Raw genomic sequence first — 19,249 nt, 5'->3', positions numbered from 1 at the left:
CCGGAAACCCCACCCCCACACTGACTAAGCCGCAGCCTCAGAGATTTTCGACGACCGCCGCGCGGGGGCCGCGCTCGCCGGTGGAGGCGTCGCGCCAGGCCTCGAGGGCCCGCAGGAAGGCGGTGGCGCCGGGGTCCTGGAGGCCGATCGAGCGGTCCTGCAGCCAGGATGCGCGTCCGCGCTGCGACTGGAGGTCGCGGGTGGCGACCACGGCCTCGGCGGCGTCCGCGATGGCGCTATCGAGGGCTGCCGCCGCGAGCGCGCTGTCCGAAGCAACCTCGGGGTTGGCCTCGATGCTCCGGGCGAGAGAATCGACGGCGGGGACCATCGCGTCGAGGATGGTCTTGTCGCCCACCTGGCTCTTGCCGCGGTGAGAGATGGAGCTGGCAGCCGCGCGGATGAAGGCCTCGGCCTCGACGGCCGTGACGTCCTCGCAGCCGACCCACACCTTGGACCCGGCGAGGAGGCCACCGGCAACCAGTGCCGCCATCGTCGACGGGTTGGCGTTCGCGAATGCCTTCGCGCAGGCACGCGCCACGTCGGAGGGGGCGGGTTCGGGCTCCGTCGGCATGGCCTTGAGCGCCTCGATGACAGCGCGGGCACCCGCGGAGATCGTGATGCCGAGGTCGCCGTCGCCGAGGACCTGGTCGAGGTCACGCAGTTCGTCCGAGGACTCGATGAGCAGCGTCATCGAATCCTGAATGCGCTGTATGAGTTCGGGTGAACGCATTGTCATGCCTCCCTGAAGAACGGGGACTGGGCGGGGGCGTCGAGGAGCTCGAGGAGCTCGTCGTCGACCTTGAGCAGCGAGATCGATGCGCCGGCCATTTCGAGGGACGTCGCGTATTCGCCGATGTAGCGGCGTTCGATGACGACGCCGAGTTGCTCGAGCCTCTGGTGGGTGCGGCGGTAGAGCAGGTAGAGCTCTTCGAGGGGCGTGGCGCCGAGGCCGTTGACGAGGACGGCGACACGGTCACCTTCGCCCAGGCCGAGGTCGGGGATAACGGAGTCGAGGATCTGGTCCGCGATTTCGTCGGCGGTTCCGAGGGGGCCGCGGTGAATACCGGGTTCGCCGTGGATGCCGATGCCGATTTCCATTTCCCCTTCGGGCAGGTCGAAGGATGCGGCGCCCGTGGTCGGGAGGATCGTGGGGGACAGGCCGACACCCATGGTGGCCGTGTTGTCGACGACCTTCTGGGCGACGGCGGCTACCTCGTCGAGGCTGTCGCCGCGCTCGGCGGCAGCGCCCGCGGCCTTGTAGGCGAAGAAGATGCCGGCGACGCCGCGGCGGTCCTTCGCACGTTCCTTGGGCTGGGAGGCCACGTCGTCGCAGCCGAGGACGGTGCGCGTCTCGATACCATCGAGTTCGAGGAGGTCGACGGCCAGGTCGAAGTTGAAGACATCGCCGCCGTAGTTGCCGTAGAGGAAGAGCACACCAGCTCCGCCGTCGACGGCCTTGGCGGCGTCAGCGCACTGCTGGACCGACGGGGAGGAGAACACGTTACCGATGGCGACGCCGGAGCACAGCCCCTTGCCGACGTAGCCCTTGAAGAGGGGGAGGTGACCGGAGCCGCCACCGGTGACGATGCCGACCCGGCCGGGTGCGGGGCTGTCAGCGCGGACGAGGACACGCCTGTCGTCTCCGGGGGTGCGGACCTGATCGGGGTGCGCCAGGAGAATGCCCTCAACCATCTCATCGACGAACTGGTCGGGGTTGTTAATGATCTTCTTCATGATCATTTCCTTTCTGTTGCGCCGCTATTGAGGGCGGCTGCTGGTTGTGGGCGCCTGAACGTTGACGTCAGGCGTGTGCGAACGTCTTTCCAGTCGACGCAGTCGAGGACGAGGACGCCGATGAGGATGACGCCCTGGGCGATCGCGTACTGGAAGGCGGACAGGCGCATGGAGGTGAAGCCGCTTTGGACGACCTGGAGGGTGAGGGCCGCGAGGAATACGCCGCCGACGGTGGCGAAACCGCCGTTCGGGTTGGTCCCGCCGAGGACGGCGATGACGATGACGAGCAGCACGTAGGAGGCGCCGTAGTCCGCCGAGGCCGTGGGGTTTCGTGCGATGAACACGATGCCCGTGAGGGAGCCGAGGAATCCGGTGAGCAGGTAGGAGCTCAGGAGGATTCGGGAGGAACGAATTCCGGAGAATCGGGCGGCCGTCCCGTTGGATCCTTCGAGGGAGAGGGACAGTCCCAGCGGGGAGCGGTTGAGGATGAATCCAACGAGGAGGGCGACGAGGCCGAAGACGATGAAGAGGAGGGGAACTCCTGCGACTGCGGTCTTACCGAACGCCGTCAGTACCTCGGGTGATCCGTAGAGGGTTTTGCCGCCCGTCCACACGACGGCGAGGCCGTTGAAGATCTGCATGGTGCCGAGCGTGGCGAGGATCGGGGTGACGCCGACGTAGGCGATGAGGACGCCGTTGACGAGGCCGCACAGGAGTCCGACGCCCAGCCCGATGAGGATGATGACGGGGCCCCATTGTTCGGTTCCGCCCAGCGCGCTCGAGGTGTACAGGGTCGACACGGTGATCGCGCAGAGGTTCGCGATGGCGACGAGCGACAGGTCGATGCCGCCGGTGACCATCGAGATCATCATGGCGATGGAGAGGATGCCGATTTCTGCGACGGCGAGCAGCATGTTCTGCAGGTTGAGGCCCGTCAGGAACACGCTCGGGGAGAGGATCGAGAAGATTCCGATGGCCACGAGGAGGATGACGACCATGCGGGCGATCGACCGGTCGCGGCGCAGCCGGGAGAGGATCGAGGCGCTGAATCGGTCAATCCGGGAGTTTGTGTCGCGGAGTGTGTTGTTCATGGGACTCATCCTTCGACGGCTTGGGGGACGGCGGTGCTGTGGTCGACCTGGGCGCTCTTGGCGCGCAGCGTTCGTGTGCTGCGCTTTGCGGCGAGCGCTTGGATGCCGACACCGGCGACGAGGAGCAGGCCGACGGCGGCGCGCTGCCAGGCGCTGGGGACGCCGATGAGGATCAGCGAATTGTTGATGAGCTGTACGAGCAGCACACCGAGAATCGTTCCGCGCACGGACCCGCGTCCGCCGAAGATCGAAGCGCCTCCGAGGACGACGGCGGCGATGATGTCGAGTTCGTGGCCGACGAGTTCCTGGGGGTTGGCGGACCTGCCGAGGATCATGTAGACCATGCCGGCGGTTGCGGCGAGGGTTCCGGCGATGACGTACACCCAGATTTGGGTGCGTTTGACGTTGATGCCGGCTCGGTGGGCGGATTCGGTGTCGCCGCCGATCGCGTAGATTGCGCGCCCGAACATGGTCCGACTGAGCACCAGCGCGATGACGATCGCGAGGATGATGGCCGGGATGATCATGGAGTGCAGCAGCGCGACGCCCGTCGATGTTTCGACGGAGACGAGGTTCGCGGTCGAGGCCGACGCCATGCCCTCGGGCAGCTGGGCGATGTACTTCGAGCCGATGTACGCCAGGAGGAAGCCTTGGAAGATTCCCTGGGTGCCGAGCGTGACGATGAGGGTCGGGAGCTTGAACCTGGAGATCAGGTAGCCGTTGAGCAGGCCGAGGAGCGCTCCGATGGCCAGCGCCATGGCGAAGGATCCGACGAGGCCGATGTTGATTCCTCGGCTCAGCTGGAACACGATCGTGGCGTAGGAGGCGAACGAGGCGATGGCCGCGAAGGACACGTCGATGCCGCCGGAGATGATGACGAGGAGGACGCCCAGCGCGTAGATCATCGGGACGATGGAGGAACGCAGGAGGGAGAAGAGAGTCGAGACCGTGAAGAACGCGGGGCTGATCGCGGACATGATGATGGTCAGGAGGACCAGGACGGACAGGACGATTCCTTCACGGTTGGGTCCCCAGATCCAGCGCAGGACGCGCCGTGCGACGGTATTCATGCTCATGACACGACCATCTTTCTAATCGTTCGAGCATCGACGTCCTCGCCGGCCAGTTCGGCGGCGATGTGGCCACCCTTAGTGATGAGCACTCGATGGCAGCAGGAGACGAGTTCCGGCGCGTCGTCGGAGATGATGACGATGGCCATGCCGGCTTCCGCTTGTTCGCGCAGGATGTCGAGGATCTCGGCTTTGGAGCCGACGTCCACACCGACCGTTGGGCCGTTGAGGATGAGGACCTTGGGGTTGCGCGCGAGCCACTTCGCGAGGACGACGCGCTGGGCGTTGCCGCCGGACAGGGATCGCACGGGGGCGAGGACGTCGGGGGCTTTGATGCGCAGCGACTCGAAGTAGTGGGCGATGGTTTGGCGGATCTTGTCTTTGCGCAGCGTGTTGAGTTTCGAGGTGTGGTGGTCGATGGACGCGGCGATGACGTTGTCGGCGATCGACTTGTCGAGGAAGAGGCCCTCGGTGAGTCGGTCTTCGGGGACGTATCCGATGTGGGCCTTGATGGCCTGTCCGATGGAGCCCACCTCGACGTGTTCGCCGTCGATGTGGACGCGTCCGGAGTCGATGGGCAGGAGGCCGAAGAGGGCCTGGGCGATTTCGGTACGGCCGGATCCGAGGAGCCCGGTGATGCCGAGGATTTCACCCTTCTTCACGGAGAAGCTGACGTCCTCGAAGCCTCCCTGGGAGGTGAGGGATTCGACGCGCAGGCGCTCCTCGGCGTCCTCCGCGAGGGGCGGGACGCGTCGGCTCTGGTCAAGTTCCTTGCCGGTCATGTAGTGCGTGATCTTCTCGCGGTCGAGGTCCTCGACCGGCGAATCGATGACGTTGCGTCCCGAGCGCATGATGGTGACGCGCTGCGAAATCGCCATGACCTCGTCGAGCTTGTGCGATACGAAGATGAGGGCGACGCCCTGCGCGCTCAGCTTTTCGACGACGATGAACAGACGCGCGACCTCACGCTGGGTGAGGGCGGTCGTCGGCTCGTCCATGATGAGGAGCTTCGCGTTGCCGGCCAGGGCGCGGCAGATGGCGGTGAGCTGCTTGTCCGCGACGGAGAGCTGTTCGACGTCGGCGTCGAGCGGGAGCGGGACGCCTAGGCGCTCGACGATCTGCGCGGCCTGCTGTTTCGCGCTCGTGGAGCTGAAGAACTTCTTCTTCTCCGTGACCGAGGAGGTCATCATGATGTTCTCGGCGACCGTCAGGTTCGAGAACAGACTGAAGTCCTGGTAGATGACCTGGATGCCGGCGTCCATGGCGCTGAGCGGCGTCAGCGAGGAGACGGTGTGGCCGTCGATGAGGATGCGTCCCGCGTCGGGCGCGTGCACTCCGGAGATGACTTTGATGAGAGTGGACTTTCCGCAGCCATTCTCGCCGGCCAGGCACAGCACTTCTCCCGGCCAGACGGCCATGTTGACGCCATCGAGGGCGCGAACACCGCCGAAGTTCTTGACGATATCCCGAACCTCTAGAAAGGGGTTCTCCTGCACGCTGACGCCTTCTCCGTGGGGGCGCGGTGCTTCATCCACATTGCTGCGCATGTGCTCTCCTTCGAGTGTCTTGTCGACTGCGCTGTCGTGGGACGCCCGCCCCGGCCTCGTGCCGATGTGTCACGAGGCCGGGGCTGCGTGATCAGAAGTCGTATTTCTTCGCTTGCTCGGCGTCTGCGGCGATCTGGGCGTTGCCGACCCAGACGTTGTCGTAGCCGTCGAGCTTGTGGAGGTTGTTGTAACCCTCGATGCCAAGGTCCGTGCCTTCGGTGATGGTGCCGCCGTCAGCGAGGATCTTCGCGATCTGCAGCTGGGCCTTGCCGGCGAGGGCAGGATCCCAGAAGAAGATCTTGTCGATGGATCCGGTGGCCAGGTACTTCGCGGATGCCGAGGGGATGGAAGTGCCCATGACGCAGACCTGATCGGACAGGCCGGCCTCTTCGATCGCGCGGGCGATGCCGGGCACGTCGTTACCGGCGGAACCCTGGAAGGCCTTGATATCGGGGTACTTGCCGAGGACTTCCTTGGCCTTTTCGTAGGCTGCGGTCTCGTTGTCGGTCGACTCGATGGGCGTCTCGACGCGCTCCATGCCGGGGAAGTTCTTCATCTGGTAGTCGTAGGCGGCCTCGACCCATTCCATGTGGGTCTTGGCAGTCAGACCACCGACGAACTGCACGTACTTGCCGGTGCCGCCCGTGCACTCCCCGAGGTTCTTCATGATGTCGACACCGTAGGAGGCGTTGTCGAATGCCTCGATGTCCACGTCAACGTTCTTGATGCCGGTCGCCTCGTGAGAGACCACCTTGATGCCCTGAGCGCGCGCCTGTTCGAGGACGGAGGACAGTGCCTCGGGCGAGTTGGGAACGACGGTGATGGCGACCGGCTTCTGCGCGATCAGGTCCTGGATGATCTGGATCTGCTTTTCCGGCGCGACGTCAGTTCCACCCTCCGTTCGCGTGTCGTATCCGTTCTCGGCGCCCCATTCCTTGACGCCCACGTCCATGCGATCAAACCATGCGATGCCCTTGACCTTGACGACGGTGACCATCGTCTTGCTGGAATCGCCCGCGGCCGAGCCGGTGTTTGATGCGGAGTTGTCGCCTGTCGTCCCTCCGACGGTCGAGCAGGCAGTCAGAGCAAGCATCGATGCAATGGACACCGATGCCGCCGTCAGTCTTCCGATCTTCATGTCGTCACTTCCTCGTGATCTAGTTGTCGGACGTTCCGGGTTCGCCATCTCCTGCGATGACGCACGCATCATGGCGTGACCCGCGTCGCAATCACTTACATTACACGCGATTTCGCGCAGTGGCAACTCGCTTTCGCGCATTTCTGACGGCTTGATTCACCGATAACTGCTCATGGGCGCGCAGCTCAACGCACGGTTATACGCAAATGCTGAGCGAAAAACGCCCCTGTGGACTGGTGATTTAGGCAAATGCCCTCGTTGCGCGGTATCGCGCACATTCGCGCCGAAAGTTCGGTACAGTGTCAAGCGGGCGGCGATCACGATGCACCATTGCGAGCATCATTTTTCCCCTAGCCGCACCCCGCGTAGACCATAGCCAGCAGAAGGAACCATCGTGACCCGGCAAGACACCATTGTCTCCATGATTGAGGCAACCGGCTTCGAGACCGTGTCCTCCTTGGCAGAGGCTCTCGACGTGAACGTGTCAACCATCCGCAGGGACCTGGAGCACCTGGCCGAGGCCGGCCTCGTGCGCCGCACCCACGGTGGCGCGATCCCGATCCCCCAGGACGAGGACACCGAGGAGTTCCTGCAGGATTCCCCGAACCGCGCGGAGAAGCGGGCGATCGGCCCGGCCATGGCAGAGCGTATCCTGGACGGCCAGTCCGTGTTCATCGATTCGGGGTCGACGTGCCTCGAGGTGGCTCGGGCTCTCGACGCGCGCCGCGTGACCGTGGTGACGCACGATCTGCTGGTGGGCCTCGAGATTCTGAAGAAGCCTTCCCTGAACCTGGTGTTCGTGGGCGGCGAGCTGCTGCCGAACCGGACCCACATGTGGGGGCCGACGGCCATCGATCAGCTGGAGCACATCCGCGTGAACACGGCCGTTTTCGGCGCGAATTCGGTGATGGAGGACGGCATTTACGCGTCAACCGGCTACTCGATCGAGCTGCAGCAGAAGGTCCGCTCGATCGCGTCGACCGCCTACTTCGTCGCGGATTCGACGAAGTTCGGCCGCAACGCCCTGTACAAGGTCCTCGGCATCGACGCGTTCACGGCCGGTATTACGGACTCGTTCCTCTCCCCCATCTCGGCGGCGGCATACCCGATCCCCCTCATCCGGGCTGAGGTCGCGCAGGGGTAAGCCACAACGAGCGGGGCACTACCCGGTATGGAGGCGGATTCCAACGCCCGCGACCAGGTCTACACCGGGGTCGACACCTGGATCGAAGACTTCGACAACCACCGTCGCATCCACACCAGCCTGGGCGGCAGATCCCCCATCGAATACGAACTACACCAAGCGGCCTGGACAACAACCGCATAAACAAACCGTCAATAACTTGCCCACAGGCCCAGTTCCAGGGCCTCACGCGGGATGACGCCGAGCTGCAGCAGGCGCGCCACGAACGTGCCCGTCCCCGTGAAGGGCTCGCACAAGCGAGCGGATTGAATACAAGGGGGCGTATCAACGGCAGTTGGCCGATTCCTGGAGATACGGCGAGAATCGCGCGGTTTCGGGGCAAAAGCGCTCGTGGGAGTTGTTGACCGCCAAGAGAATGTGCCGCCCCTCCGATGCTTCAGCGTTGAGCAGTCCGTCGCCAAGGTATCGCCTGCACCAACGAAGCCAGTGCCAACGTGCATTCCACCAAAAGGTATTCGTCGCGCCAAATGGTTCCGCGAGGTCACTGTCTCAGACCTTCGGGCAGTAACAGGTTTAGTTCGTCTCGACTGAACTCCTTCAGTCCTTCCTTCTGAAGTCGATCACGCGCAATGTTAAAGCTCTTGTTATCTGTCCTGGGAATGGATGTATAGATCGATTTGGTTTGTTCTACAAGCCTGTCTCTTTCCTTGCGGACTTCCTCATCACTCATCAAGTTAAAGTCAGTCAAACAAGCCAAGTACTGCCGCTGGAGATACCAAAGTTGATCGGCAGCCTTCTGATGGTTCGCTATTTGCGTTCCCAGTTCGAACCGAAAACTATACGAGTTAAGCGCAAGGAGCGCGAAAGTGAGTAGTCCCGTAGCTACCGTCGCCCATTGCTGCTGCGTCACAAAGATACCAACGATGCCAGCAGTTGAAGCCGCAGAAAAAATGATTTGGAAAGTCTTGATTCTCCGCTCCGAGCGCGCAAGCCTCGTACGCTGTTCTTCCTGCGCGGCGTGAGTGTAGACCACATTCCCATACTCGTTCTCGAGCTGGGAATACAGTCTGTCGCGTTCAGGACTTCGGGAATCGGTCATCGAAGATCAGCCTCCAAAACTCTGTTGCTTGGCATGTGTCCGTCGCATCAATCGCAGTCTTGGCATTTTCCGCGTAAAGCGCTAGAAGATCCACCATATGAGGTGGAGCAGATGTGTCAATTTGTCGACGTGTACCCGGAGCTACAACAACGCCACCACGGGCAAACTCGTTCTTCCAGTATTCGAAGAAGTCTCTGGTGTGCCAGTCGAAATATAGGTATGGCAGGTTGTCAGCCCACTGGCTCTGTTCCCAGTATTCGAACGCCATTGCGTCCAGTGCCTGCCCGCTGAAGTACTGCCCCTGTTTGTTCCACGCCCTAAGCATCCGGCAGAACTTCTTCAGGCCACCTGGGTGATCCTTGCTCAGGCCATTGAACACTTCCAGCTCACGGCGCGGGTTCATTGTTGGCCAAGAGCCGCCGTCATGCGTGTCTGGGTAACGGTACGTGCCGGGCGTTTCTGCCCGAAACACGGGGACTATCTCGAATCGAACTCCATCTGTGAACTCGGCGACGACGACTTGTCCGTCCCCACGCAGCTTGGTTTGGGGATAGGTCGCACTGAGACTTCGTTTTACCTTTTGGAGTAGCTCGGATGGCCCGTTCCCACCAAACAGGGATCGCGCCCAAGCGTCGTTGTATTCACCGGGCGGTAGCTCCACGAGAATATCGATATCACTCGTCGAGATCGCTGTACCGCGACCATATGACCCGGCGTACCAGGAGTGATCTGTGTCTGAGGACGTTCCCCAGAAGTCCACATTGATGCGCCGCGTGATCGCATGGTATCGATTGCGCACCGCGCTGACTGTCGCCGGAGTCATGCGGAGATTCGCTTCGAATTGTCGAAACAATCGGTTTTCGTCACCCATCGCCTTCTCGCCTCCTGGCAGTAGTCGCTGGTGAGCAGAGTATCTGCGCAACGCCCACCCATACCGCTTCAGGCAGTGCAGTCTGATCTTCGAAACCCGAACTTCGAGTCATCTCAGCTGGTGTGAGGACAAGCTCCTTAAAACAACGAAAGCCCCGGATGTGAACTTTAGTGATCACGACACCAGCTCCTCTATGCTTCGCACCAGGGGCTGTACTCGGTCAAGCTTCGCAACAATGCGTTCTTGCTCAGCCGCAGGCGGTAGAGGGATCCGAACCCCATAGAGGATCTTATTACTGAGGTTTGCAATGTTTGTCGTTTGAGTCGACTTCTCGGCGAATGCACCGCCAAGAAACAGTGTTCGTAGGACTGTATGAAGATATCGAGTGGCAGCGGGTCGGCTATCCATCGCACGAGCAACAGTTAAGAACCCGCCGAATGTGCGCTCATGAGCCTCATCCCAGTAGATCGATTTTCCTACTAACGCGGTTGAGTTTGCTGTTGACAAGATGGCATCGCCGCGAGATAGATACTGATCGGAGCGCTTAACGAACGAGGCGTCTACGAACACATCAGCGCTGTCTGAATACCTACTTTGCACCGACCCTGTGGTCAGACACCGGACAGCCCCAGTAAACGATTCCTTGTGTTTCGCTGACGCCGGGAAGGTGATCCCACGAATCAGTGTGACAATCTCGCCCAAAGCGGGGTACGCCCACGTCCCTGGCAGTTCGAAGGGTTCGTCTGCTTTGTACACTGGCGACAGTGGTTTCTGCTTTTTGATTTTGCCCTCCTTTTCGAGTTGGTGGCGTTCGGTTTTGATGGTTTCGAGGAGTTCTGCGGCAGTGCCGTCTTCGGGGAGTTGCTTGGTGAGTTTGCCGCTGATGGCGGCTTGGAGGATCGCGCGTTCGATTGCTTTGGCGAACTCGCGGTCTAGATACTCTCTCTCTCGCTCAAGTTCAGCAAGTTGATCGATGAGTGGCAAAACTTCGTGGAGCTTAGCGACGATCCTCCCTTGCTCTGCGAGTGGAGGTACTGGAATCGGAAGATTAGTTAGCGCTCCAAGCGGAACACGCTTCTGTCCGGCCGTGCCTGTCATCTGAGGTGTCAACTCATCTTGAACATACTCAGTCTTCAGGAAAAAGAGGAGGTATTCAGCTTCCATCAGGGATGCAGGGCGAAGCACATGAAGCTCCGTGGTGCCAGCACCATACTGTGAGCCCAAACGCCGCACGATTGCTGATTTTCTGTTCTGGAAACACGGCGTAATCTTGGCCATTACAATGTCACCTTCGGCGAACTTAGTAAAGCCCGACTTCACTTCAGACCATTTGCGTCCTTGCGGGTGAATTCGCCCCGTATACCCGTCCTCAATGCTCGCCATTGGTAGGAAACCGATTTGCTCGGCGTCGTTGCCATTCACTCTTGGGTTCGGGAGAGCCACGTCGCCCAGACGAGACCACATCCAATTCGCGGGTAGGCTCAACTGTTTCTCGTCTTCAGTGACGAGTGGAAGCGGTTTCCGCTTCTTAAGTTTCCCTGCCTTCACCAGTACAGCGCGTTCGGCAGCAATCTGCTCAAGGAGTTCTGCGGCAGTACCGTCCTCTGGACGTTGGTCAGTCAGTTTGCCGCTGATGGCGGCTTGGAGGATGGCAGCGCGGAGGCGGTCGGCGATCATTCGGTCACCGCCAGGAGTGCTTCGATTTGGGCGATCTTGGCGTCGATTTGCGCGTCGAGTTCTGCTCGCTTGGTCTTATAATCAGCGATGGTTTCTTCGGGGCTAAGTACGACTGAGGTTGCTTGCGGGAATCCGCAGAGGTCAAGGTTGTAGCCACCCGCTGTGAGTTGTTCGACGGTGAAACGTTGGGCCTTGGGGTTGCCGTCTGCGTCTTCGATCTCTCGGCGATCCATCCACCACTCAGCGGCGCTGGCCAGGTGTTCCCTCAGCATTGGTCTGGTCTTGGAGAACGCTTTGTAGCCTTCGGGGAGATCTACTCGGTAGTACCAGGTCTCCTTGGTTGTACCTGTGTTGTCGAAGAACAGGAGGTTGGTGGCGATTGAGGTATAGGGCGAGAACACAGAGCCCGGCAGGCGGATGATGGTGTGGAGGTTGAACTCCTTGAGGAGCCTTTCCTTCAGTGCAAGTTTTGCACCGTCGTTGCCGAAGAGGAACCCGTCGGGCAGTACGACCCCGGCTCTTCCGTGTCGTTTGAGCCGGTAGGTAATGAGCGCGATGAATAGGTCTGCGGTTTCCGAGGAACGGAAGGCTTGCGGGAAGTTCGCTTTGACCGATTCTTGCTCTGTGCCGCCGTAGGGCGGGTTCATGGTGACGACGTCGAACTTCTCGCTGTCTTTGAAGTCGCGCACGTTGCGTTCGAGTGAGTTGCCGTGAATGAACTGGGGCTGGTCGACGTCGTGTAACAGTAGGTTGGTCACGCCAAGTAGGTACGGCATTGGCTTCTTCTCAATGCCGTAAACGCTGGAGCGATATGCCTCGCGGTCTTCGACGCTTTCGACCTGTTCGTCGAGGTGTTTGAGCGTTGAGGTGAGGAACCCGGCTGTTCCGGCTGCGAAGTCCGCGACGGTCTCTCCGAGCCTGGGGTTGATCATTTCGATCATGAAGTCGGTGACCGAGCGCGGCGTGTAGTACTCACCTGAGCTGCCCGCGCTTTGGAGTTCTTTCAGCAAGGTCTCGTAGATCTCGCCGAAAGCATGCCGGTCTGTATAGTCCTCGAAGTCAATCTCGTCGATCAGGTTAACGAGTTGACGGATAAGGATGCCGTCCTTCATGTACTGGTTCGAATCCTCGAACACTGCCCGAACCACGGATTGACTGAGCGGCGTCGATGCGGTGATCGGCAGCGATTTGAGGACTGGGAAGAGTTCAGTGTTGAGGAACGTCAGCAGTTCCTCACCGGTCTTGGAGCGTCCGTCTTTTCGGTCGGGTGCCCAAGATCGCCAGCGGAGCTGTTCGGGGATGATCGACTCGTAGGCGGGGTTGTGGAACTCCCAGTCGGCTTCTTTCGCGTCGTATACCTTGAGGAACAACAGCCAGGTGAGTTGGGCGATGCGTTGGGCGTCGCCGTCAACCCCGGCGTCTCCGCGCATGATCTTGCGGGAGGTTGAGATAAACGAGTTCAAGCTCATTGGCTACTTGTGCTCCTTATGCAGCTTCGTAGAGGGCATCTTCGAGTTCACGAATGGCCTGGAGGTAGGCGTCGCGTCCTCCGAAGAGGCGGGCAATCTTTTGCGGTGACCCGTACTGGGTGAACGGGTCAACGCTGAGGATTCTGGTTGTTTCGATTTCAGATATACCGATATCTGCGTACTTATCCAAGAGCGCTTCCAACACTTCGCGGCACGTGTCTGAGTATTTGTGGAGGTAACCGCGCTTCTTGACGTGATCGATACGCTCTTGTTTGGTCAGTGGAGGCTTGTCGAAGGCAACGTGGAGGATCAGGTCGAAATCGTCAACGTCGAAGAACCTACCGTCAGCTTCTTCGCGTATCGCCTCAAGGAAGACGCCACGGCTGCTGAGCTGGCCGATGAGTTCGTCCTTTCGCTCGGCCTGCGACCAAGCGGTAAGGAACGAGTCGAGGCTGGAGTACGTGTTCAGCAATGACCGCTTCGAGAAGTCGCGGATCGATTCGGTCATGAGTTTGCCGGTGACGGGATCGACGTACTGGACGCGCTCGTTGAGCAGTTTGACTTCGACACCGCGAACTCGCACCTTGCCTTGCTTTTCAGGGGCTGGGTCGTCGATCCAAGGCGGATCACAGATGATCACATCATCTGGGCCGAAGTCCTCGATGTCATCTTCAGACCCGGGGTCTTCCACGGTTTCGTCGTCTTCTGGCCATTCGGGTTCGGGGATCTCGCCGTCATCTCCAGGCTCGGGCAAAGGCATGTCTATGCTGCCTGCTGGGTTACCGTCGAAATCCGGGTCGGCGAAGAGTCGGGTCGATCCACGGAAGTCCATGATCGTGAAGAACTCTTTGCCATGCTCAGGATCGAGCCGGGTGCCGCGTCCGACGATCTGTTTGAACTCCGTCATCGACCCAATGTTGGACTCCAAGACGATGAGCTTGATCGTTTTGACGTTGACGCCTGTGGTGAGCAGTTTCGATGTGGTCACCAGTGTCGGGTACTGCTCGTTGACGTCAGCGAAGTTATCGAGCTGACCCTTGCCTTCTTTATCATCTCCGGTAATCTTCATGACGTACCGGTAGTCCTCGATGACCCGTTCAAGGTTCTCGTTCGCTAGGGCTTGGCGCATTCGTTCAGCATGCTCAATATCGACGCAGAAGACGATGGTCTTCGAATCAGTGCCGTACTTCTCCAGCCAGGACGTCACGTACTTGGCGACCATCTGGGTGCGCTCATCAATGATGAGGTTACGGTCGTAATCCTTGACATTGTACTCGCGATCCTCAACTTCGTTGCCATCAACGTCGACTTGCCCCTCGAACGGTCGCCAGTTCTCCAAGTCGACGTCCAAGCCAACACGGATCACCTTATACGGAGCGAGGAAGCCATCCTCGATTCCCTGTTTCAAACTGTAGGTGTAGACAGGCTCACCAAAGTAGTCGATGTTCGACACTTCCTTGGTTTCTTTCGGTGTTGCCGTCATACCAATGTGGATGGCGCTAGAGAAATAGTCGAGGACACGTCGCCACAGCGATTCTTCACGTGCTGATCCACGGTGACACTCGTCAATGATGACGAGGTCAAAGAACTCTGGTTTGAACTGCCGGAACGGTTCTTCACCCTCCTCACCAGCAAGCTGTTGATACAGGCTCATGTAAACCTCGTAAGAGGAATCCAAGTGCTTGCCTTTGACCTTGGTGATGCGGCCAGAGAGTGGCTCGAAGTCGCCGGTGATGGTCTGATCGATCAGCACGTTGCGGTCGGCAAGGTACAGTACCCGTTTCACTGTTCCAGCTTTGAGGAGCCGCCAAATAATCTGAAAGGCCGTGAATGTCTTGCCGGTGCCGGTGGCCATCACCAGGAGTAGACGGCGGTCGCCGTGTGCGATTGCTTCCAGCGTGCGGTCTACCGCTACCTGCTGGTAATAGCGAGCTTCTTGCGGTTTGAACGGGTCAACATGATATGGCTCAGCAATCAGTGCCGCACCCTGAGCGTCAAGTCCTTTGCCAACCAGATAGCGTTGCCACAACTCATCCTCGGTAGGGAACTCATCCAAGCCGATCTCTCGCTCAACGCCGGTGAAGAAGTCGTGCTCGATGAAGCCCTTGCCGTTTGACGAGTAGGCGAACGGGGCGTCAAGCTTCGCGGCATAACCTAGTGCCTGCTGCAGACCTGCACGAACAGTGTGCTCCATGTCCTTGGCTTCAACAACCGCAAGCGGCTTACGCGACTTCGAACCAAGCAGCACGTAATCCGCTTTGCTGATCTCGCCCCGTTTGGTCTTGGTACCTTGAACGATGACCTGGCCAGGAGCGATGACACGCTCCATACGAAGTTGCTCTTTACGCCAACCAGCCGTCTCTATGATCGCAGGTGTAATGAACCTGAGCTTGACATCCTCTTCAGTGAGCTTTGGCATTGCTCTCCTCCATGTCTTCGACAATCTCCGCGATATTGATCAGTTCTCGGACCGACGCTTCAGCGATTTTAACGAGCACGGTGGTAGTGACATTCTCGTTTCCATCGAGCTTGGCGACGGTGCCGGTACTGATGTCTGCCTTGACCTGAAGATCGCGCTTCAGTCAGCCTTCGTTGACGAGCTTCTTTCACAGTAAATCGTAGCAGGTTCTTATCATTACTCCTCTGCCTCTTGATCGTTTAACTTCTTGTTCCATCGCCGATTGGAGGGAGCGAAGCCCACACGTCAGTGACTAACTAGTGGTGGTGAGGCCTGAGAACCTCACCGCCACTGTCATATGTCGGGATATTCGGCGGTCGGTCTCGTACAACGGCAGTACGGTGTCCCATATTCGCGACCGAAGGTCTGTCTGCACACAGTGAGCAGGAGTTCCCACGCGGCTACGCAGACTCCTTGGTCGCCTCGTCGTAACCGATCTGCCAAAACCCCATATCGAGGAGTTTCATCTGCGGATAGATGAGGTCGTCGCTCTGCATTCCTCGCCGCGCTTCCTCGAGGCGGTCGTTGTGCTCCTCGTAGAAGTCGACGAGCCTGATGACGGAGTCCAGGCTGTATTCCTGCGTCGTCACCTTGTATTTCTTGATGCCGTCGACAAGGAATCTGTCGTACGCGGGCACGCACCCGAGCGTTCCCAGGAGGATTTTCGTGATGAGGACCTGTGACACCGGGGTCTCGACCTTATGCCCTGCGACCTGTTCACGGATCGGATAGAAATAGTCGGCGATGTAGTCGCACAGCTCCGTGACCTGCACCCCAGCGTCACTGTTTCGCAGATCCGCGCACGCGAGCCCAAACAGGCGGTCGTATTCGGGCTTGAGGATCTCCTTGACGATGGGCGTGTGCACCTTGTAGTCCTTCTGAAAGATGAAGCACGAGCCCCTGTACATTCCCCAGCTCGCCAGGTAGAAAGCGAGGTGCAGGCTCAAATAGTCATAGTCCGGGGAAGGGTCGGTCCGCGCATCTCGAAAGACGCGATAGCAATGCTCCCACGAGCGGGAGCGCCCATTCTCATTCGCGCGCGCATCGTCGTAGAAAGTCTGCGCAGCACTAATCAACTCATCGATGGCTTCCATACTTTTCTCCTTGTGTTTCCACGGATGGCTTCTCTTCCTCAAGAGCTCTCGTCGTTTCAGCGGTTCCTATACGCGTGGAATCGGATACGAGAGGTTGACTGCACGATTGGGCAGCCACGCGACCGGGTTCCCCATGCCTCGTTGTTCCTCATGCCTCGCCGAGCGACACCGCTTCGTTTCTCGATAACCATATCGCACGGGGCCGGCATCTGTGTCCACTTGCAAGGCCGAAAACTCGGTATCGCCGACCGGTGACAATCTGGGAACACGCCCATACCCACAGGTCACGACGAGGCCGGGGCCAGGTCTGCACATTCGTGCGGTTGCGGGGATGTGGGTGGGAGGATTTGCGTGATGGTTGCGCAGCATTCTTAGTGTTTCGTGTCGGTTCTGCGCGTACTCTGACAGCTAAGGGTCCGCCCCCAACGGCGGGGGCGGACCAACACGCATCTCACCGTGGAGGGCACACCATGGAGAACTCACCCCTGTCCGATGGATCTGTTGCCGAGGAAGAAGCCTTCCTCGATTCGGCGTCGCGCCGCTCACTCGACCATGAGCTGCCCGCCAGCCGCACACACTCCCGGGGCGCGGGTACCCGCGTTGGTTCCTGGATGCGCGTCGGTGCTGTTGACTGGGGGATCCGCATCGCAGTCGTGGGGCTGGTGATCGGCGGTTTCTTCGCCATCTACGTCAACGGCGTCGCCGAGGGCTGGTGGCGCGCCTGGGGTGAGACACCCACCGTCGCAGCCACAGGCCCAACGACCGCACCCGCCCCCACCCCAACAGTGTCGAGTGAGCCCGCCATGTCAGGCGGCTACCAGATCGGACCCGATGGTATCCTCGTGCGCCCCGCCGAGTTCGCAGCGGACACCTACACCAAGCCCGAACTACCGGAAGAAGCCAAAGAAAACACAGAACGAGGCGCAGAACTGGCAGCCGAGCACTTCCTAGCTCTCGAGAACTACGCATGGAACACGGGTGACACACAGCCACTTGCTGACATGTCCGAGCCCGGAGATAACTTCAGTGGCTCATACATAACTGCAATTAAACACGTGTATTCAAACGGCTGGGCATATGGGAATAACGCAACAATTACGGAGATTGTCACTGTTGAACCCGTATCTCCCGAGCAATGGGGAGCTCAGAATGACACTATCGGCGTGTTATTCCATATTCGATCGACAGATGGTGTCACGTGTATCGGCCAGAAGATTCTTTCTAATGAAACTGAATATGACTCAAGCCTTGCACTCTTCGTCACATGGAAGGGTGATCGTTGGGTCATAACCGGGGGAAGTGTTGATCGTGTTAACAAACAATAGGGGACGCTTTTTTCGAGCACTTGCTATCAGCATAACGATTTGTAGCACACAAGCATCAGTTGCACATGCGGTCAACTACATTGTTCCCGCAGAAGGTGGGTGCGCAAATATTATCGGAGAACATCAAGGACAGTGTGCAACCGCTGGGCCTAACGGCATAGATGTCGAAAATTGGCACAGGGGTCACGAGCAAGATTCTTCTCAGCAAGGCGACAACAACTCAACTGTTGGCGATCAACGGGCGCTGCATACTGCCGAATCGTCTATCCCTGATCAAGCAAAGCGCTACTGGGATTGGGCAAAGTGCGCGTCAGTTTCGATCGGATCCGCACCCAACGACGCACGAGTGTCTGATGAAGACTGTACTCTCCCACCCGAACTCGCCATGGCAGGGTTTACTCGTGACTCCGACGCTGTGCCCACGACTCGCGAGATTCTGCTGGCCGCATCCACCATCATCCACCCAGACGGCGCTGGCCTGTACAAGCGGCCCGCCGACGTGTCGTACACGAACAAGCACATTCCCACGCTCGTGGCGGCCACCCACCCCACGCAAACCCACGTCATCAACCTGCTGGGCCATGACATCACCATCACCCTGACGGCCACGTCCTACACGTGGAGTTGGGGAGACGACACCCCGGACCTAACCACGACCTCGCCGGGAATGCCCTGGCACAAAGGCATGAAGCCCAACACCGACCCCACCCTCATCCGCCACTACTACACGCCACCAAACGGATGGAGATCCAGGTTCGACGGACCCTACCCCAACGCCACGCGCACCATCACACTGACCACCACCTGGGCAGGCACGGCGACCAACCCCTTCACCGGAGAGACACAAACCATCAACGGCCTCGTCACAACAAAAGAAACAACGGGCCCATTCCGCCTCTCCCACCTCCTCATCAGCAACACCGACACCTGGGAAGAAAGCCAAGGGCACTAAGCGAGTGATGCACCATGACCACCAAACCCTCCAGCATCGGCCAGTGGGTCGGCGCCGTTATTGCTGCTGTTGTCATCATCGGCGCATCGTTCCTGGGGTTCCACGCATTCAACGCTCGAGCCCATGCAAACACCGAACTGCAGTCAGCGGCACAGTCACCCCAGTCTGACAGCATCGCGCAATCTGGCTCCCAATCGGGAGACACCCCTCAATCCGCAGAACCGACTCCCGTTGACGTCCCGAAGCCCACTCCCCCGACACACCTCTACGCAGGCGGACAAATTGGTGCCCAAGCGACATCACAGTGGTACATCGACCTATGGGCATATGCGTTCAATACCGGAGACACAGAAGACTTCATGAAGGTATGCCAGAACGACGATTACTGTGCCAGAGTAAATAACGACGTCCAGGCACTACATACAGATCGAAGTGTCACGCGACCAATTACGATCAAGTACCTCATGACGAAAGAGATATGGGGCTCTTCATAATTGAGGGTGTAGTTGGGGTCTGAATCCTCCGGTTTCGAGGAGTGCTCGGGTGATGTAGTGGTTGAGGTTTCGGAATCCGAGTGCGG

General features: G+C 59.5%; 18 protein-coding genes. 6 read left to right on the top strand and 12 right to left on the bottom strand.

The window, feature by feature from the left end; genetic code table 11:
• Nucleotides 1-37: 37 nt before the first annotated feature.
• The 6 genes from CYJ22_RS09290 to CYJ22_RS09265 all read right to left on the bottom strand — a co-directional run bounded on the left by CYJ22_RS09290 (nt 38) and on the right by CYJ22_RS09265 (nt 6,580).
• On the bottom strand, nt 38-736 hold the full coding sequence (locus tag CYJ22_RS09290) for a DAK2 domain-containing protein (RefSeq protein WP_070836311.1): 699 nt from the start codon (nt 734-736) through the stop codon (nt 38-40).
• On the bottom strand, nt 733-1,734 hold the full coding sequence (locus CYJ22_RS09285) for a dihydroxyacetone kinase subunit DhaK (protein WP_243390492.1): 1,002 nt from the start codon (nt 1,732-1,734) through the stop codon (nt 733-735). Before CYJ22_RS09285 ends, CYJ22_RS09290 begins: the two co-directional genes overlap by 4 nt.
• A gap of 2 nt (nt 1,735-1,736) precedes the next feature.
• The gene (locus CYJ22_RS09280) at nt 1,737-2,825 is read right to left on the bottom strand and encodes an ABC transporter permease (RefSeq protein WP_243390491.1); all 1,089 of its coding nucleotides are present in this window, start codon (nt 2,823-2,825) and stop codon (nt 1,737-1,739) included.
• A gap of 5 nt (nt 2,826-2,830) precedes the next feature.
• Entirely contained in the window at nt 2,831-3,901 is a 1,071-nt protein-coding gene (locus tag CYJ22_RS09275) for an ABC transporter permease (RefSeq protein ID WP_101602403.1), read from the bottom strand.
• On the bottom strand, nt 3,898-5,442 hold the full coding sequence (locus CYJ22_RS09270; protein WP_101602402.1) for a sugar ABC transporter ATP-binding protein: 1,545 nt from the start codon (nt 5,440-5,442) through the stop codon (nt 3,898-3,900). The genes CYJ22_RS09275 and CYJ22_RS09270 overlap by 4 nt, the downstream gene beginning before the upstream one ends.
• A 91-nt stretch (nt 5,443-5,533) precedes the next feature.
• Nucleotides 5,534-6,580: a substrate-binding domain-containing protein gene (locus CYJ22_RS09265; RefSeq protein WP_101602401.1), complete on the bottom strand. Its 1,047-nt coding sequence runs from the start codon at nt 6,578-6,580 to the stop codon at nt 5,534-5,536.
• Between the two features lie 394 nt (nt 6,581-6,974).
• Here CYJ22_RS09265 and CYJ22_RS09260 point away from each other — a divergent pair, with 394 nt between their 5' ends.
• Both CYJ22_RS09260 and CYJ22_RS10460 read left to right on the top strand, forming a co-directional pair.
• A complete protein-coding gene (locus CYJ22_RS09260; RefSeq protein ID WP_082160663.1) occupies nt 6,975-7,724 on the top strand; it encodes a DeoR/GlpR family DNA-binding transcription regulator in 750 nt (249 codons plus the stop codon).
• 27 nt (nt 7,725-7,751) lie between these two features.
• Complete coding sequence (locus tag CYJ22_RS10460; protein ID WP_101602400.1) at nt 7,752-7,907, top strand: IS3 family transposase; 156 nt, start codon at nt 7,752-7,754, stop codon at nt 7,905-7,907.
• Between the two features lie 358 nt (nt 7,908-8,265).
• Here the strand turns inward: CYJ22_RS10460 and CYJ22_RS09250 are convergent, their stop codons facing one another.
• From CYJ22_RS09250 to hsdR, 5 genes are all read right to left on the bottom strand, one after another.
• Nucleotides 8,266-8,823 (bottom strand): SLATT domain-containing protein, encoded by a 558-nt coding sequence (locus CYJ22_RS09250; protein WP_101602399.1) that lies wholly within the window; start codon nt 8,821-8,823, stop codon nt 8,266-8,268.
• The gene (locus tag CYJ22_RS09245) at nt 8,801-9,694 is read right to left on the bottom strand and encodes an SMODS domain-containing nucleotidyltransferase (RefSeq protein WP_101602398.1); all 894 of its coding nucleotides are present in this window, start codon (nt 9,692-9,694) and stop codon (nt 8,801-8,803) included. Before CYJ22_RS09245 ends, CYJ22_RS09250 begins: the two co-directional genes overlap by 23 nt.
• A 174-nt stretch (nt 9,695-9,868) precedes the next feature.
• The gene (locus tag CYJ22_RS09240; RefSeq protein WP_101602397.1) at nt 9,869-11,371 is read right to left on the bottom strand and encodes a restriction endonuclease subunit S; all 1,503 of its coding nucleotides are present in this window, start codon (nt 11,369-11,371) and stop codon (nt 9,869-9,871) included.
• Entirely contained in the window at nt 11,368-12,840 is a 1,473-nt protein-coding gene (locus tag CYJ22_RS09235) for an HsdM family class I SAM-dependent methyltransferase (RefSeq protein WP_101602396.1), read from the bottom strand. The genes CYJ22_RS09240 and CYJ22_RS09235 overlap by 4 nt, the downstream gene beginning before the upstream one ends.
• A 16-nt stretch (nt 12,841-12,856) precedes the next feature.
• Nucleotides 12,857-15,259, bottom strand: a complete 2,403-nt coding sequence (gene hsdR / locus CYJ22_RS09230; RefSeq protein WP_101602395.1) for an EcoAI/FtnUII family type I restriction enzme subunit R — start codon at nt 15,257-15,259, stop codon at nt 12,857-12,859.
• On the opposite strand from hsdR, the gene CYJ22_RS10200 reads away from it, so the two are divergent.
• Nucleotides 15,246-15,455, top strand: a complete 210-nt coding sequence (locus CYJ22_RS10200; protein WP_165782142.1) for a hypothetical protein — start codon at nt 15,246-15,248, stop codon at nt 15,453-15,455. The two genes, hsdR and CYJ22_RS10200, sit on opposite strands and share 14 nt — an antisense overlap.
• A gap of 244 nt (nt 15,456-15,699) precedes the next feature.
• Here CYJ22_RS10200 and CYJ22_RS09225 read toward each other — a convergent pair whose 3' ends face one another.
• On the bottom strand, nt 15,700-16,392 hold the full coding sequence (locus CYJ22_RS09225) for a hypothetical protein (protein WP_101602394.1): 693 nt from the start codon (nt 16,390-16,392) through the stop codon (nt 15,700-15,702).
• Nucleotides 16,393-16,862: 470 nt separating this feature from the next.
• Between CYJ22_RS09225 and CYJ22_RS09220 the strand changes: the two genes are divergently transcribed.
• The 3 genes from CYJ22_RS09220 (at nt 16,863) to CYJ22_RS10345 (ending at nt 19,163) form a co-directional block, all read left to right on the top strand.
• Complete coding sequence (locus CYJ22_RS09220; RefSeq protein WP_101602393.1) at nt 16,863-17,717, top strand: DUF6318 family protein; 855 nt, start codon at nt 16,863-16,865, stop codon at nt 17,715-17,717.
• Between the two features lie 385 nt (nt 17,718-18,102).
• Nucleotides 18,103-18,669: a hypothetical protein gene (locus CYJ22_RS09215; protein ID WP_101602392.1), complete on the top strand. Its 567-nt coding sequence runs from the start codon at nt 18,103-18,105 to the stop codon at nt 18,667-18,669.
• A gap of 14 nt (nt 18,670-18,683) precedes the next feature.
• Nucleotides 18,684-19,163: a DUF6318 family protein gene (locus CYJ22_RS10345; protein WP_243390490.1), complete on the top strand. Its 480-nt coding sequence runs from the start codon at nt 18,684-18,686 to the stop codon at nt 19,161-19,163.
• Nucleotides 19,164-19,249 lie beyond the last annotated feature (86 nt).

The sequence above is a fragment of the Schaalia odontolytica genome (assembly GCF_002847525.1).
GTDB lineage: Bacteria > Actinomycetota > Actinomycetes > Actinomycetales > Actinomycetaceae > Pauljensenia > Pauljensenia odontolytica_B.
This window is presented reverse-complemented; position numbering and strand designations above follow the sequence as displayed.